Genomic DNA, 15366 nt, shown 5'->3' with positions numbered 1-15366 from the left:
ACGCCGGCGACGCCTCCAACTGGGCCAACACCGCCCAGGCCGCCGCCACCGCCGCCGGCCAGTCGGCCGACTCCGCCGCCGCCTCCGCCGCGCAGGCCCACAAGGTCACCGACATCGCCCGCGAGGCCGACCAGGAGCGCCTCGACGAGCAGCAGGCCAACGAGATGGCCGCCGCCGACGAGGCCAGTCGCGAGGCCGACCTCAAGGCGAAGACCGCCGCCTGGGAGTCCGGCAAGACCACCCAGCTCGCCGCCGACACCGACCAGCTGCTCAAGGACGCGACGGCTGCCGGGGTCGACCCGAAGACCGCCGTCCTCAAGGGCCGTCAGGCCGCCCTGCGGCTGCTGGACGCCGGTGGCCCGTGGGTCAGGACCGCGGCCCAGACCGCCCTGGAGGGCGACGACACCGCCGTCCAGACCTTCCTGACCTCCACGCTGGCCGTCGCCCGTGACCGCGACGACCGCACCAGCGCCCTGGCCATCTCCCAGGCCCCCGGCAAGACGGAACTGCGCCTGGCCGCGGAGACCGCCTCGGTGGGCACCACCGACCAGGTCCGCGCCTTCCTGACCACCGGTCAGTACCCGGGCAAGGACGACGACGACCGCGTCCAGCTCTCGCAGATCATGGCCGCCGGCGGACCCGGCGTGAAGGCCGCCGCCGGCCAGGCGCTCTCCGGCACCATCGACGACGTCCGCGCGTTCCTGGCCACCGGCCAGTTCAAGGCCCGCGACGACGACAACCGCGTCCTGGTGACGCAGCTCCTCACCACCGGTGGCCCCGAGGTCAAGGCCGCGGCCCAGGCCGTGCTCTCCGGCCCCGCCGACCGCCTGGTGCCGTTCCTGCAGACCGGCCTCCAGGAGGCCCAGCAGCGCGACGCGGTGACCGCCGCCCACGTGGCGACGATCCAGTCCTACCTCGCCGCGATCGACGGCTCGGTGGCGCTGGCCCGCCAGTACGCGGCCCAGGCCTCGCAGTCCTACGCCACCGCCCGCGGCGCCGCCGACGAGGCCGCCGGTTACGCCAACCAGGCCAGTGCCTCGGCAGCGCAGGCCGCCGACTGGTCCAGCAAGGCCGCCCAGTCCGCCCAGGCCGCCAAGGCCTCCGCCGACCAGGCCGCCGCCTACGCCCAGCAGGCGCAGACCAGCGCCGCCAACGCCAACGCCGCCGCCGGCCGCGCCAGCGCCTCAGCGGCCCTGGCCACCGGCTACGCCGCCCAGGCCCACCAGTACGCGGCCACCGCCAAGGCCGCCGCCGACCAGGCCCAGGCCTCCGCGGCCGCGGCCCAGGTCAGCGCCGCCGCCGCTGCCAAGGCCGCCGCCGACGCCCAGGCCGCGGTCTTCCAGAAGCAGCAGGCCGAGGCCGCCGCCGCTCAGACCCCCTCCGGCACCGCCGGCAACGACGGCACCGACGGCAGCGGCGGCAACAACGGCGGCCGGGCCTACTACGTCGAGAGCGTGCCCCACGGCGACATGGTTCCGGTGGTCGTCGACGACGGCATGAGCAAGTGCACCCAGCACGACCCCGGGGACGGCGGCTCGGGCACGTACGGCACCATCCTCAGCAGCATCTTCGGCTCCGGCGACAAGACCTGGCACAACAACGCCGCCGGGGTCATGGTCTGCACCGTCACGGTCAAGATGAAGATCTCCGGCACCGTCGACTACGTCATGCGCACGTGCCCCGAGGCCGGTCTCACCGTCGACGCCTGCAAGGGCAAGTACACGACCTGGGACACCGTCGTCCTCAACACCCAGCACCTGGACGGCGTCCCGTACGAGACCACCATCGACATTCCCTACACGGACTACAAGACCAAGTACGACCCGAAGGTCATCGCGGGCAAGATGTTCTGGGACATCATCGCCGGTGACTTCGTCAAGTGCTTCAACAACCCCGGCCTGAACGCCTCCTGCGCCTGGGCAGCCGCAACCCTCATCCCCGTCGGCAAGCTGGCGGACGCCGCCAAGGGCATCGTCGCGTTCAAGTACGCGGTCGAGACGGGCGTCGGCATCGAGGACGCCAGGCTCGCCCTCCAGGCGACCCTCAACGGCTACAGCGGTGCCGTCCTGGACAAGCTGAACGGGGTGGCCGACCTCGTCGCCAAGTTCCGCCTCACCCTGAAGGACGGCGTCGGCACCGACGATGCCCTGGCCGCCCTGCGCAACAACCCCGACGTCGACAAGGCCGTGATCAACGAGCTCCAGATCGAATCCGACGTCGCCAAAACCGTCCGGACGGTCTGCAAGACGGCCAACAGCTTCCCGGCCGGCACCGCCGTCCTGATGGCCGACGGCACGACCCGCCCGATCGAGCGGATCCGCATCGGGGACACGGTGACGGCCACCGACCCGACCACCGGCGTCACCAGTGCCCAGCGCGTCGAGAACACCATCTACACCCCCGACGACCGCGACTTCACCGAACTCACCATCGCGGCGCCGGACGGCTCCACCGCGGCCATCACCTCCACCGGCCACCACCCCTACTGGTCGCAGAACACCCGGACCTGGCGCGACGCCGCCGACCTGACCGCCGGCGACACCCTGCGCACCCCCGACGGCCGGACGGCCCAGGTCACCGCCACCCGCAGCTGGACCACCCTCCAGCCCGCCTACAACCTCACCGTCAGCAACGTCCACACCTACTACGTCCTCGCCGGCACGACCCCGGTCCTGGTGCACAACTCCGGCGGGCTGCCGTGCCTGGACGTTCCCGTCGACGAGGTCAACAACGCCTTCCATCCCGCCACCTACGACACGCCCGAGAAGCAGTTCCTGGATCACTACAACAGGTGGGGAAAGCCCGCTGGCATGACGCAGCGCCAGTACCTGGACACGGCAACGGCGCTGACCCAGCGCCTGTCGCAGCCCGGCGGGGCGGTCGGGCCCTGGGTCAAGAACCTCACGGACATCGGCTACCTTGAGGACCGCCTCAAGGGGTTCAAGTACCTCAACAAGGACACCGGCGAGCTGCTGATCACGTCACTGGACGGCAAGGTCGTCACGTACCACCCGCCAGGCGCAGGTGGCTGAATCCCGGGAGGACTCATGGGTCTGAGCTTCATGGATGCCTACACCCTCTGGCATCGCGTTCCGTATCCACCCGCCGGCTCGACGGAGGAACTGCGGGTGATCCGCGGCGATCTCGGCGAGGCCGACGAGCACACCGCGGTGGTCAAGGGGTTCATGAGGACTGGCCGGTTCAGACCGTCGGGTGCTGATGTCCTGGCCGAGCTCGACAGCATCATGACCCGAACCGACGCCCTGTGCGCGGAGTACTCCGGGGAGGCTCTGGCGACCGCCCGCGAGATCCACGCCTACGCGGCGGTGCTGGCGATCGTCTATCGGGGTTTCCTCGAAGCCGGTGAAGCCGGCCAGGGATCCGCTTGACCTGACGATGCGGCGCAGCCCCACCGGATCACCTCCGGTGGGGCTGTTGCCGTCTGACGGAGAACCGACAGAACGGAGCATCGACGTGACGAACCCTCCCACGACAGCCCCTCTCCCGCTGCACGTGCCCCGGGAGATGCGGGTCTGGTCCTACCGGTCCTCCCATCGGACGCTGGTCTTCCGCGGCTTCTGGGAGTCGGCGGACACCACGGTCACCGAGGTCGAGTGCGTCAGCGTGGTGGCCATGAAGACCGGTCCGGTCTACCGGGGCCTCACGATTCGCGAGGCGCCCCACGACCCGGAGATCGCCCAGCTGGTCGACGGGCCCGAGCCGCTGTCGCCCCGGTACCACCGGCTCCAGCTCCTCAGCGACGGCCAGCCCGCGGGGTTCGTCGTCTGCGGGGACGTCCGGCTCCACGAGTCGCCGGTGGACCAGTGGTGAGCCCGGGCCGCCCCGAGCGCCTCGAACCGCTCTGACTGCACGGTGGTTGCGCCGGTGCGGTGGGGACCGCACCGGCCCCGAACGCAGCGCATGCCCCCGGCGACCGCCGGGGGCATGCGTTTCCTTCGACCCGCTTCCGCCGGCAGGACCGGCGTCAGAACGGGGCAGCCGACGGGGGCTCAGACCCCGTCACTCGTCAGGTGGCGAGCTGGAACCTCTCGTTGCCCGGACCGGGCACGCAGTCGAAGAGGATGATCGGCGTGAGGTTCGCCCAGGTCGGACCGGCACCCGTCACGTTGACGCAACGACCGCTGGCCGGGTTGAGGAGCAGACCGTCGGAGGTCACCCGGAACGTCTCGTTGCCCATGCCCGGCACGCAGTCCCACAGGATGATCGGCGTGAGGTTCGCCCAGGTCGGACCGGCACCCGAGACGTTCAGGCAACGACCGCTGGCCGCGTTGCGGATCTGGCCGTCGGCGGTCAGCTGGAAGCCCTCGTTGCCCGCACCCTGCACGCAGTCGAACAGGATGATCGGCGTGCTGTTGGCCCAGGTCGGACCGGCACCCGTCACGTTGACGCAACGACCGCTGGCCGGGTTGAGGATCGCACCGGCCGGCTGCGCGGCCTGGCTGTCCGAGGCGAGCAGGAACGTCTCGTTGGCCGCACCCGGGACGCAGTCGAACAGGATCATCGGGGTGAGGTTCGCCCAGGTCGGACCGGCACCCGAGACGTTCAGGCAGCGACCGCTGGCCGGGTTGAGCAGCTGGCCGGAGGCCGTCAGCTGGAACTTCTCGTTGGCCGCACCCGGGGTGCAGTCGAACAGGATCATCGGGGTGAGGTTGGCCCAGGTCGGACCGGCACCCGAGACGTTCAGGCAGCGACCGCTGGCCGGGTTGCGGACCTGGCCGTCCGAGGTGAGCTGGAAGCCCTCGTTGCCCGCGCCCGGGACGCAGTCGAACAGGATCATCGGGGTGAGGTTGGCCCAGGTCGGACCGGCACCCGAGACGTTCAGGCAACGACCGCTGGCCGGGTTGACCAGCTGGTAGGACCGGTCGGTCAGGCTGCCGATCCAGGTGGCGAGGTCGTCGGCGCGGCTCTCGGTGGCACCGGTGGCGGTGTCGGTGGCACCGAGGCAACCGCCCTGGAACGCGCGGCTGGTGACGGCGGCGAGCTCGAAGCCGCCGCTCTTGGCCCGCAGCGCCGGGCCGCCCGCGTCGCCCTGGCAGACGGTGGCGTCGGCGGGGGCGCTCGGGGCGAGGGTGACGTTGGTGGCGTTCACCGTGCCGGTGGTGAAGGTAGCGCTGTGTGGGCTGCTCGGCACCCAGTCGGTCCGGGTCCGGCCGAAGCCGGTGAGCTGCAGGCTCTCGCCGGCGGTCGGCGCGGTGGTGGCCACCGCGATCGGCGCCACGTCGAGCACGGACTCGCCCACCCGGACCATCGCCAGGTCACGGTCGGTGCGCGGAGCGACCTCGACGACGGTCAGCGTGCGACCGGCGATGGTGGCCGTGGTGCTGGTCCTGGGCAGGCCCGAGGGCACGGTGCTCAGGTCGGCGGGGTTGTCGGTGAAGCAGCTCGCCGCGGTGAGCATCCACTGCGGGGCGACCAGCGTGGCGGTGCAGGAGCGCGAACCCGGGTGGCCGGGCTGGCCCACCGTGATCGTGCCGACCGCCGGAGTGGGGTTGCTCCCGGCCGGGGCTGCCGATCCACCGGAGGCGTTGAGCTCCAGCAGCGTGGTCTGGTCACCGGAGGTGCCCTCGCCGACCGGCGTCCAGGTGTTCTTCGGGACGTCGAGGCTGGTGACCGTGCCCGCGGTGTTCAGCGTGGCCTTGATCGCGTGGTCGTCACCCTTGATGTTGTAGATCTGCGGGATCTCCAGCGACAGGTACCCCGTCGGACCGGTGATCTGGAAACAGACCTCGCTGGGCGTCGCGGACCGGCTGAACAGCTGCACCAGACCGGTGCCCGAGGCGCAGTCGGCGAGCACGATGTGCCCGTCGCCCGCCTTCAGCGTGATGCCGCGGTCGGCGAGGACCTTCGCCGCCCCCGGGTAGCTGAAGTCCTCCACCGCCGAGGGCGGCGTCGACTCCGCGGCGACGGCCGGGGCGGTCCCCGACCAGCCGGCTATCACGGACGCCGACAGCGCTGCGGCCAGCGGCCACGCCACTCTTCTACTTACCTGCACGAACGACTCCCCGAAAAAGGGCATGCCTGGGAGACGCCCGCGCCCCCCAAGTCAGCTGGTTTACAAACCTCGCGGACAGTAGCCGACGCGGTTCGTATGCGTCAACACGGTTTCTCCACGGTCAGCAGGCCGAACCGGGCCCGCCGTGCGGGGGCCTGACGGCACGACACCCGAGGGCCCGTACGCGGTGGCGTACGGGCCCTCGGGTGGTGCGGGCGAAGGAGCCGGAGCTCGTGCGGGGCCGGGCCGCTCGGCTCAGCGACCGGCGGCGCGGCGCTGGCGGCCGGTGCCGTAGTTGGAACCGGTCTTGGAGCCGCTGCCCGGCTTGGCGCCGGCCGCCGACTTGCCGAGGAAGCCGGCCGCCGTGCGACCGCCGCCGCCACCGGTGGCACTGCCACCGCCGGCGGCCGTGCTGCCCATCCGCTGCTTGGGCCGGCGGCGCTTGGGGTTGCCGTTGGCGTCCAGGTCGGTGGGCCGCGAGGAACGCGGGCCGGAGGGACGGCGGTTGCTGGTGCTGGTGCCGGTGCTCGCCGCCGGGGCGTCCGCGATCGGCAGGGCCAGCGTCACCGCGACACCCGAAGGCGTCTTGGCACCGGTGATCCGGGTCAGCTCGGCGTCGCCGGGGCGCACCTTGGTGGTGACCGGGCGGATCGCCGCGGCGGCCATCAGCTTGGTCATGTCGCGGCGCTGCTCGGGCAGCACCAGGGTGACCACGGTGCCGGACTCGCCGGCCCGGGCGGTGCGACCACCGCGGTGCAGGTAGTCCTTGTGGTCGATCGGCGGGTCCACGTTGACCACCAGGTCCAGGCCGTCGATGTGGATGCCGCGGGCCGCCACGTTGGTGGCGATCAGCGCGGTGACGTGCCCGTCGCGGAACTGGTCCAGGGTCCGGTTGCGCTGCGGCTGGGACTTGCCGCCGTGCAGCGCCGCCGCCTTGACGCCGTTGGCGAGCAGCTGCTTGGCCAGCCGGTCCGCACCGTGCTTGGTGTGCACGAACATGATCACCCGGCCCTCGCGGGAGGCGATGTGCGCGGTGGCGGAGACCTTGTCGGCCGACTCGATCTGGAGCACGTGGTGCTCCATGGTGGTGACCGCGCCCGCCGAGGGGTCCACCGAGTGGGTCACCGGGTCGGTCAGGAAGCGCTGCACCAGGCGGTCGATGTTCTTGTCCAGGGTGGCCGAGAAGAGCATCCGCTGCCCGCCCGGGACGACCTGCTCCAGCAGCTTGGTGACCTGCGGCAGGAAGCCCATGTCGGCCATCTGGTCGGCCTCGTCCAGCACCGTGATCTCCACCGCGTCCAGCCGGACGTCCTGGCGGTTGATCAGGTCGTCGAGCCGGCCCGGGGTGGCGACCAGGACCTCGGAGCCGCGGCGCAGCGCGTTGGCCTGCCGGGTGATCGACATGCCGCCGACCACGGTGGCGATCCGCAGGTTGACCGCGGTCGCGTACGGCGTCAGCGCGTCGGTGACCTGCTGGGCCAGCTCACGGGTGGGGACCAGCACCAGGGCCAGCGGCTTGCGGGCCTCGGCCCGGCGGCCGGTCGTGCGGGCCAGCACCGACAGGCCGAAGGCCAGCGTCTTGCCGGAGCCGGTACGGCCGCGGCCGAGCACGTCGCGGCCGGCCAGCGAGTCGGGCAGGGTGGCCGACTGGATCGGGAAGGGCTCGGTGACGCCCTCGCGGGTGAGCGCGGAGAGCAGCGCCTTGGGCATCTCCAGCTCGGCGAAGGTCGCGGCCGGCGGACGCGCGGGGGTGCCGGTCACCACGGTGAACTCGGCGGGCTCGCTCGTCCTGGCCTTGCCGGCGCCGCGGCTGCGGCTCTGGGACTGGCCGCGCAGGCCGCCCGAGCTGCGCCCGGCGCGGGCGTTGGCGTCGCTGTAGCCGCCACTGTCGCCGGCGTTGCCGCCGCGACGGGCACCGGCGCTGCCGGCGGCGGTGCCGGTTGCGGCGCCCTGGGTACGGGGACGGCCACGGCCAGTAGAACGGCGTGCCTGATCAGTCATACGAATGTGCTCCATCCTGAGCGGTCACCGGCGAGGTGACGCTGGGTGTCGGCCGTCAGGAAGGAAATCGCCGCCCCGGCCGTTCGGCGGCATGAGCGAAGGCCCGCACCGTGCGGTACGGGCCTTCGCTGCGTCGTGCGAGGTTCAGCAGAGCTGAACGTCAGATGACGCGGATGTTCTCGGCCTGCGGGCCCTTCTGGCCCTGCGTGACGTCGAACTCGACCTTCTGGCCCTCGAGCAGCTCACGGAAGCCCTGAGCGGCGATGTTGGAGTAGTGGGCGAACACGTCCGGGCCGCCACCCTCCTGCTCGATGAAGCCGAAGCCCTTTTCGCTGTTGAACCACTTCACGGTGCCGGTAGCCATAACCGTCTCCTCTAATACTGGGGCATCGAAGCCCACACCTCGTGAGCCTCAAGTAGCCGCGATCCCCATCCGGAGATGACACCGGACAAAACAAATGCGCCTGTTGGTTGGTACCAGCAGGCGCACACAAACGTTCATGGGAACCAAAACTGCAACTGCTTCGACTGTAGCACGGTGGCGTCCCGAATGATCGGACAATTTTCCGCCGACGGTGGACAGACCGGGACCCACTCGGTCGAACCGCCCAGATCCGAACGGGTGATCCGAACGGGTGATCCCGGCGCAGCCCCGGGCAGCACGAGGGCGGGCCGCCCCCGGGGGTCTCCCGGGGACGGCCCGCCCTCCCATCGAACGTGTCGAACGCCTCGAACGGCGAGCGACGAGCGATGGCCCGTGACCGGCGGTCAGCGCCGCCCGGCGGGCTCCGCCTGCGGCCGGAGCGGCTCCAGGCCGGCCGGCTCGTCGTGACCGGTGATGCCCTGGTGACCCGGCCACCAGGCGGCCCGGCCCAGCAGGGCGGTCAGCGCCGGGGTGAAGAACATCGCCATCACGAAGGCCGAGACCACGATGCCGAAGGCCACCGAGAAGCCGATCTCACTGAACAGGGTGTTGCCGGCGAAGCACATGGTGGCGAAGGTCGCCGCCAGGATGCCGCCCGCCGCGGCGACCGTCGGGCCGCCGTGCCGGATCGCCATGCTCGCCGCCTCGCGCGGGGTGCGGCCCTCCTGGGCCTCCTCCCGCAGGCGGGCGATCATCAGGATGTTGTAGTCGGTGCCGATCGCCACCACGAAGAGGTAGATGAACATCGGCAGCATGAAGAAGATGCCGGCCTCACCCTTGAAGTTCTGGAAGACCAGCGTGGTGGCACCCACCGTGGCGCCGAAGCCCAGGCCGACGGCCGCCATCAGGTACCAGGGGGCGACCACGCTGCGCAGCAGCAGCGCCAGGATCACCATGATCAGCAGCGCGGCCAGCGGGAAGACCAGCTTGTAGTCGTGCGCCATGGCGGCGTTGATGTCCTTGTAGATGGACGTGATGCCACCGACGTAGACCTTGCTGCCCTGCGGGGCGGAGCCGTGGGCCGTGGTGCGCAGCCGCTCCACGGTGTCGATCGCCTGGTTGGACGCCGGGGCGTCCTTGAGCATGACGGTGAAGTCGGCGGTCAGGCCGTCCTTGCTCAGCTTGGGCGTCGGGGCGACCTGGGCCACGCCCTGGACCTTGCCGAGCGCCGCCGCGTAGCCGCCGAAGGAGGCCGGATCGAGCGCGGCGCCGTTGGTGGAGGTGACGTAGACCTGGGTCGGGTCGGCGGCGCCGGCCGTGAACGCGGTCATCAGGGTGTTCTGGACGACCATCGACTCCTTGGTCTTCGGCATCGAGCCGGAGGCCAGGTCGAACAGGCCCTTGTAGCCGGTGGCGCCGAGCGCCAGGGCCACCATGACCAGGCCCGAGACCACGGCCACCAGGGCCGGGCGGCGCTGGACGGTGCCGCCGAGCGCGGCGAACCGGGCGCCCTTGGGCTCGTTGCGCCAGCGGGTCGAGGGCTGCAGCTCCTTCTTGCCCAGCAGGTGCTTGCGCACCACGTAGACCAGGCCCTTCTCCCAGAAGAGCACCCGCTCGGGGATCAGCGAGAGCACCGCGGGCACCAGGGTGACCGAGGCCAGCGCCGTGACGGCCACCGCGATAGCCAGCGAGGGGCCCATCGCCTTGAACATGCCGAGGCTGGAGAGGATCAGCACGCTGAAGGCGACGATGACCGCGCCGGCCGCCGAGGAGATCGCCTCGCCGACCCGGCCCACCGCGTTGACCACCGCGTCGTGCCGGTTGTCACCGGCCCGCAGCCGCTCGCGGTAGCGGAATATCAGGAAGAGGAAGTAGTCGGTGCCGACGCCGAAGAGCACCACGATCAGGATCGCCGAGACCGAGGCGTCCGCCTTGAGCCCGAAGGCCTTGCTGGCGTCCGCGATCAGGCCGTTGGCGACCGAGGAGAAGACCGCGATCATCACCACCGGCAGCAGCGCGATCAGCGGGCTGCGGAAGATCAGGAAGAGCGTCAGCAGGATGATGACGACCGTGCCCACGCCGATCAGGGCGTTCGCGAGCTTGGAGGAGTCCTGCTGGTCGAGGTTCTGCGCGGCCTGACCGCCCAGCTGGACCTTGAGCTTGCTGTCGGCCGCCAGGGTCTTGGCGTCCTCGCGCAGCTTCTTGGCGGTGTCCGCGGTCTCGGTGCCCTGCTTCGGGGCGTCCTTGTCGAACCCGATCATGGACAGCGCGTACCGGCCGTCCTTCGAGTACGATCCACCCTCACTGGCCGGCTTGTTCGTCACCGGCAGGATGGTCTGGACGTACTTGATCTTCTCGGCGGTCAGGCCGTCGGTGACCTTCTGCATCACGGCCTGGTCGCCCGCGTCCAGGGCGGCGCCGTCGGTGCGCTCGAAGAGCAGCATCGCACTGGGCGTGAAGTTGGCCGGGAAGGCCTTCTCCTGCAGGTTGGCGGCCTGGATGGACTCGTAGTGGCTGGGCAGGAACGCGCTCTCGTCCGTCTGCGCGGTCAGCGTGGGCGCCGTGGCGATGATGGCGACGGCGGCGATGATCCAGGCGGTGATCACCCACCAGGCGCGCCTGACGACGGTCTGTCCGATTCGGTGGAACATGCGTGCGATGCCTCCTGGCAAGGGTTCACCGCGGCCCTGGGGGGACGGACGCCGGGCGACGGCTGGGACGGCCGAGGGCTCCGGTCGAAGCCTTAGCCGGTCGGCAGGTAAGTACAGCAGGGAGCATCATACGATGAACTTGCTAGCCGACCGGCAAGCAACCCCCTGCGCATGAGTGCCCTGGGAATCGGGCAGCCCCCAGGCTCGGTCGGAGCCCCTGAGGGCCACTGGAAGCCCCCTAGGGGCCGCCTCGCGACCCTGGACCCATCCTGACCTGACGCGATGCGTGTACGCCTCGTACTCCGGGTGGAGATCCCTCCGCCCCAGGGTGGAGATCTGCCGGTACCCAGGCAGGAGACGGTCCTGGGGTTAACCCCACCCCGCCCCTGGGGGAAGGCCCAGGGTGCACTCACCCGCTGGCTGGATTACCCGTGAACTGCAGCTTCCCTAATGTCAGTTGCAAGCCCGGAACCACTGCCCGGGCGGTTCGCACCGCGGCCCGCACCGCCGCGTCCCTGGGGGAGACTTCCCGTGTCATCGAAGCTAGGACTGGCCGCCACCATGGGCGCCTGGAGCGCCCGTCACCGAAAGACCGCCGTCTTCGGCTGGTTGCTCTTCGTCGTCCTCGCCGCCTTCCTCGGCGGGGCCCACGGCGGCACCAAGGTCACCGAGGCCGAATCCATGCCGGGCCAGGTGGCACAGGCCGCCAGGATCCTCGACCAGGCGGGCCTGAGCCGGCCGGCCGGCGAGACGGTCCTGATCCAGAGCGCCACCACCACCGCCGACGACCCGGCCTTCAAGGCCACCGTCGCCAAGGTCGTGACCGCCGTGCAGGGCACCGGCAAGGCGAACGACGTCCGCTCGCCCTACGACACCAAGGCCGTCTCGGCCGACCGGCACTCGGCGCTGGTCCAGTTCGACCTGCCCGGGGACAAGGACAGCGCGCTCGCCAACGTGCCGACCGTGCTGGACGCGGTGGCCGCGGTGCAGAAGGGCGACACCTCCTACACCGTGGAGGAGTTCGGCGAGGCCAGCTCCAACAAGTGGTTCGCCGACCAGTTCAAGAACGACTTCGCCAGCGCCGAGTGGACCGCCGTCCCGCTCGCCCTGGGCATCCTGCTGATCGCCTTCGGCGCGGTGGTGGCCGCCGTGCTGCCGGTCGGCCTGGCGCTGACCGCCTTCATCGCCGCCGGCGGCCTGGTCGCGCTGAGCAGCGGCTTCCTGCACACCAGCGACGACGCCAGCTCGGTGATGCTGCTGGTGGGCCTGGCGGTCGGCGTCGACTACTGCCTCTTCTACCTGCGCCGCGAACGCGAGGAGCGGGCGGCCGGCCGCGACGCCGCCACCGCGCTCAAGGTGGCCGCGGCCACCTCCGGCCGCGCGGTGCTGGTCTCCGGGGTCACCGTGGTGGTCGCGATGGCCGGCATGTTCTTCACCGGGATCGCCGACTTCCAGGCGATGTCCTACGCCACCATCGTCGTCGTCATCACCGCCGTGCTCGGCTCGCTCACCGTGCTGCCCGCCCTGCTCTCGATGCTCGGCGACAAGGTGGACAAGGGCCGGGTGCCCTTCCTGCACAAGCTCAAGCAGCAGGACCCGGCCGACGGCAGCCGGATCTGGAACGCCGTGCTCGCCCCGGTGCTGCGCCGCCCGCTGGCCGCCACCCTGCTGGCCGGTGGCCTGCTGCTGGCGCTGGCCGCCCCGATGCTCACCATGCACACCGCCAACCTGACCTTCCAGCAGTCGCTGCCCAAGGGCAACGCCCTGGTGAAGACCTCGCAGCGGATCGAGGCCGCCTTCCCCGGCAGCCCCTCCCCCGCCACCGTGGTGGTCAAGGCCACCGACATCACCTCCCCCGCCATGCAGCAGGCCATCGCCGACTTCCAGACCCGGGCGCTGGCCACCGGGAAGATGCACGGTCCCGTCCAGGTCACCACCCACCAGGCACAGAACGTCGCCACCATCGACATCCCGCTCAACGGCAGCGGCAACGACGCCACCAGCACCGCCGCCCTGGAGGCGCTGCGCAACGACGTGGTACCGGCCACCCTGCTCAAGGTGCCGGGCACGCAGGCCCCGGTGACCGGCAGCACGGCCGGCTCGCACGACTTCAACCAGCAGATGACCAGCAGCATGCTGCCGGTCTTCGGCTTCGTGGTCGCCTTCGCCTTCCTGCTGATGCTGGCCTCGTTCCGCTCACTGGGGATCGCGGTCACCGCCGTGGTGCTCAACCTGCTCTCGGTCGGCGCCGCCTACGGCGTGCTGACCCTGGTCTTCCAGCACGGCGTGGGCGCCTCGCTGCTCGGCACCTCGGGCGTCGGCGCGGTCGAGACCTGGGTGCCGCTCTTCCTCTTCGTGATCCTCTTCGGGCTGAGCATGGACTACCACGTCTTCGTGGTCTCCCGGATCAAGGAGGCGCACGACCGCGGCCTGCCCACCCGGGCGGCCGTCGCCCACGGGATCCGCTCGACGGCCGGCGTGGTCACCAGCGCGGCGATCATCATGGTGGCGGTCTTCGCGGTCTTCGGCACCCTGTCCATGCAGTCCATGAAGCAGATGGGCGTGGGCCTGGCGGTCGCGGTGCTGGTGGACGCCACCGTCATCCGCGGGGTCCTGCTGCCCGCCGTGATGAGCCTGCTGGGCGAGCGCAACTGGTACCTGCCGAGCTGGCTGAACTGGCTGCCCGACCTCTCGCACAGCGAGCCGCTGCCGCCGGTCACCCCGGCCGCCGCCGAGCCCGCGCCGCTGACCGACCTGGGCAGCGGAGCACGGCACCGCCGGGTCGAGGTCTGACCCCGCGCCCCACCCGACACCACTCCTACCGGCCGGTCCCCGCAGTACGCGGGGGCCGGCCGGTAGGGTTTCCGCCCATGATCGAACCGCCACCGACCGGGCCGCCGCCGACCGGGCCACCGGCCCCGCCGTTCGACGAGCCGCGCGCCCGCGCCCTGCTCGCCCTCGCCTGCGCGGCGGCCGGCCTGCCCGACCCGGCCGGCGCCCGGCTGCTGGCGCTCGGCGAGAACGCCGTCTTCGACCTGGGCCGGCCCGCCCTGGTGGCCAAGGTCGGCCGCGCCCGCGAGCTCGCGCCCAGGGCGGCCCGGGAGCCGGCCCTGGCGCTCTGGCTGGCGGCGAACGGCGTCCCGGTGGTCCGGCCCCACCTGCCCGAACCCGTGACCGCGCAGGGCCACCCGGTCACCTTCTGGCACCGGCTCGATCCCGCGCTGCGCCCGGCCCGGGCCGCCGACCTCGCCCCGCTGCTGCGCACCCTGCACCGTACCCCGCCGCGGCCCGCTCCCCCGGCCCCGCTGCCGCGCCGCGAGCTGCTGGCCCCGGTCGGGCGCTGGCTGCGGGCCGCCGAGGGGTACCTCGACCCGGCCGACGCCGACTACCTGCTGCGCCGCGGCGCGGACCGGGCGGCCGCGCTGGCGGAGCTGGTCCCCCAGCTGACCCCCGGCGTGATCCACGGGGACGCGCTGCCGCGCAACGTCCACGTCGGCGCCGACGGCCCGGTGCTGCTGGACCTGGAGACGGTCGCCGACGACCTGCGCGAGCACGACCTGGTGGTCCTCGCCCTGGCCCGCGACCGGTACGGCCTGCCGGCCGAGGAGTACCTCGCCTTCACCCGCGCCTACGGCTGGGACGTGCGGGAGTGGGCGGGCTGTGCCGTGCTGCGCGGGGCCCGGGAGATCGCCAGCGCCGCCTGGGTCGCCCAGCACGTCCCCGGCAGCGCGGCGGCCGCGGCCGAGTTCCGGCGGCGGGTCGCCTCGCTGCGCGACGGTGACCGGAAGGTCCGCTGGCACGCCTTCTGAGGCCGGTGCGCGGGCCACCCGGACCCGTTCCCAGCGGGCTCCCAGGCCCGGTGACAAAAGTCTCAAGAAATCATCATCTCTTCGGAACTGGCATCGCGGCGGCCATCGTCGTAGGGGACAGCCGTGACCACACCGGGCGGCTGGTACCACGTCAGGAGCCGCCGCCATGTCGGACCACGGCATGCCCCGCCCCCTGCTGCGCCGCGTCGCCGCAGGGTGCGCCGCCGTCCTCGCCCTCGCCCTCGCCTGCGCCTGCGGCGCCGCCCAGGGCGCGCCGAGCGCGCAGGGCGCCCAGGGCGTGCCGGCCACCGCGCAGCCCAGCGGCTCCGCCAGCCTCGCCCGGTCGATCACCCCGCCGCCGGCCGGCGACTCCTCGCCGACCGCGAGCCCGGGCGGCACCGCGAGCTCCTCCACGGGCACCTCCGCGGGCGCCGGGGCGAGCGCGAGCGGTTCCGCGAGCCACGGCCCGAGCGGCGCCGGCAGCGGCCCGGCGGGCTCCGCCACCTCGGCCCGTGGGCCGGGCCGAGG

General features: G+C 71.9%; 9 protein-coding genes and 1 pseudogene. 6 read left to right on the top strand and 4 right to left on the bottom strand.

The genetic code is table 11. From position 1 onward, the window contains the following. From ABD323_RS33845 to ABD323_RS33835, 3 genes are all read left to right on the top strand, one after another. On the top strand, positions 1-3032 hold a 3032-nt coding region (locus ABD323_RS33845; RefSeq protein ID WP_344445898.1), incomplete at its 5' end, for a polymorphic toxin-type HINT domain-containing protein. Between the two features lie 15 nt (positions 3033-3047). Next, positions 3048-3389: a hypothetical protein gene (locus ABD323_RS33840; RefSeq protein WP_344445897.1), complete on the top strand. Its 342-nt coding sequence runs from the start codon at positions 3048-3050 to the stop codon at positions 3387-3389. An 85-nt stretch (positions 3390-3474) separates the two neighbouring features. Next, positions 3475-3831, top strand: a complete 357-nt coding sequence (locus ABD323_RS33835) for a hypothetical protein (RefSeq protein ID WP_344445896.1) — start codon at positions 3475-3477, stop codon at positions 3829-3831. 196 nt (positions 3832-4027) lie between these two features. On the opposite strand, the gene ABD323_RS33830 is transcribed toward ABD323_RS33835, so the two are convergent. The 4 genes from ABD323_RS33830 to ABD323_RS33815 form a co-directional block, all read right to left on the bottom strand. After that, complete coding sequence (locus ABD323_RS33830) at positions 4028-6037, bottom strand: ricin-type beta-trefoil lectin domain protein (protein WP_344445895.1); 2010 nt, start codon at positions 6035-6037, stop codon at positions 4028-4030. Between the two features lie 231 nt (positions 6038-6268). Further along, positions 6269-8014, bottom strand: a complete 1746-nt coding sequence (locus ABD323_RS33825; RefSeq protein ID WP_344445894.1) for a DEAD/DEAH box helicase — start codon at positions 8012-8014, stop codon at positions 6269-6271. 160 nt (positions 8015-8174) lie between these two features. Continuing rightward, positions 8175-8378 carry a cold-shock protein gene (locus ABD323_RS33820; RefSeq protein ID WP_344445893.1) on the bottom strand — a complete coding sequence of 68 codons (204 nt, stop codon included), beginning with the start codon at positions 8376-8378 and terminating at the stop codon, positions 8175-8177. 404 nt (positions 8379-8782) lie between these two features. Continuing rightward, positions 8783-11029: an MMPL family transporter gene (locus tag ABD323_RS33815; RefSeq protein WP_344445892.1), complete on the bottom strand. Its 2247-nt coding sequence runs from the start codon at positions 11027-11029 to the stop codon at positions 8783-8785. 561 nt (positions 11030-11590) lie between these two features. Between ABD323_RS33815 and ABD323_RS33810 the strand changes: the two genes are divergently transcribed. From ABD323_RS33810 to ABD323_RS33800, 3 genes and pseudogenes are all read left to right on the top strand, one after another. Beyond that, on the top strand, positions 11591-13822 hold the full coding sequence (locus ABD323_RS33810; RefSeq protein ID WP_344445899.1) for an MMPL family transporter: 2232 nt from the start codon (positions 11591-11593) through the stop codon (positions 13820-13822). Positions 13823-13899: 77 nt separating this feature from the next. After that, positions 13900-14838, top strand: coding sequence for a phosphotransferase enzyme family protein (locus ABD323_RS33805; protein ID WP_344445891.1), 939 nt, complete (start codon positions 13900-13902; stop codon positions 14836-14838). A gap of 166 nt (positions 14839-15004) precedes the next feature. Continuing rightward, positions 15005-15366 (top strand): annotated as a pseudogene (locus tag ABD323_RS33800) (hypothetical protein); the annotation flags it as partial.

Source organism: Kitasatospora nipponensis, from assembly GCF_039528135.1.
In the GTDB taxonomy this organism is placed as follows: domain Bacteria; phylum Actinomycetota; class Actinomycetes; order Streptomycetales; family Streptomycetaceae; genus Kitasatospora; species Kitasatospora nipponensis.
This window is presented reverse-complemented; position numbering and strand designations above follow the sequence as displayed.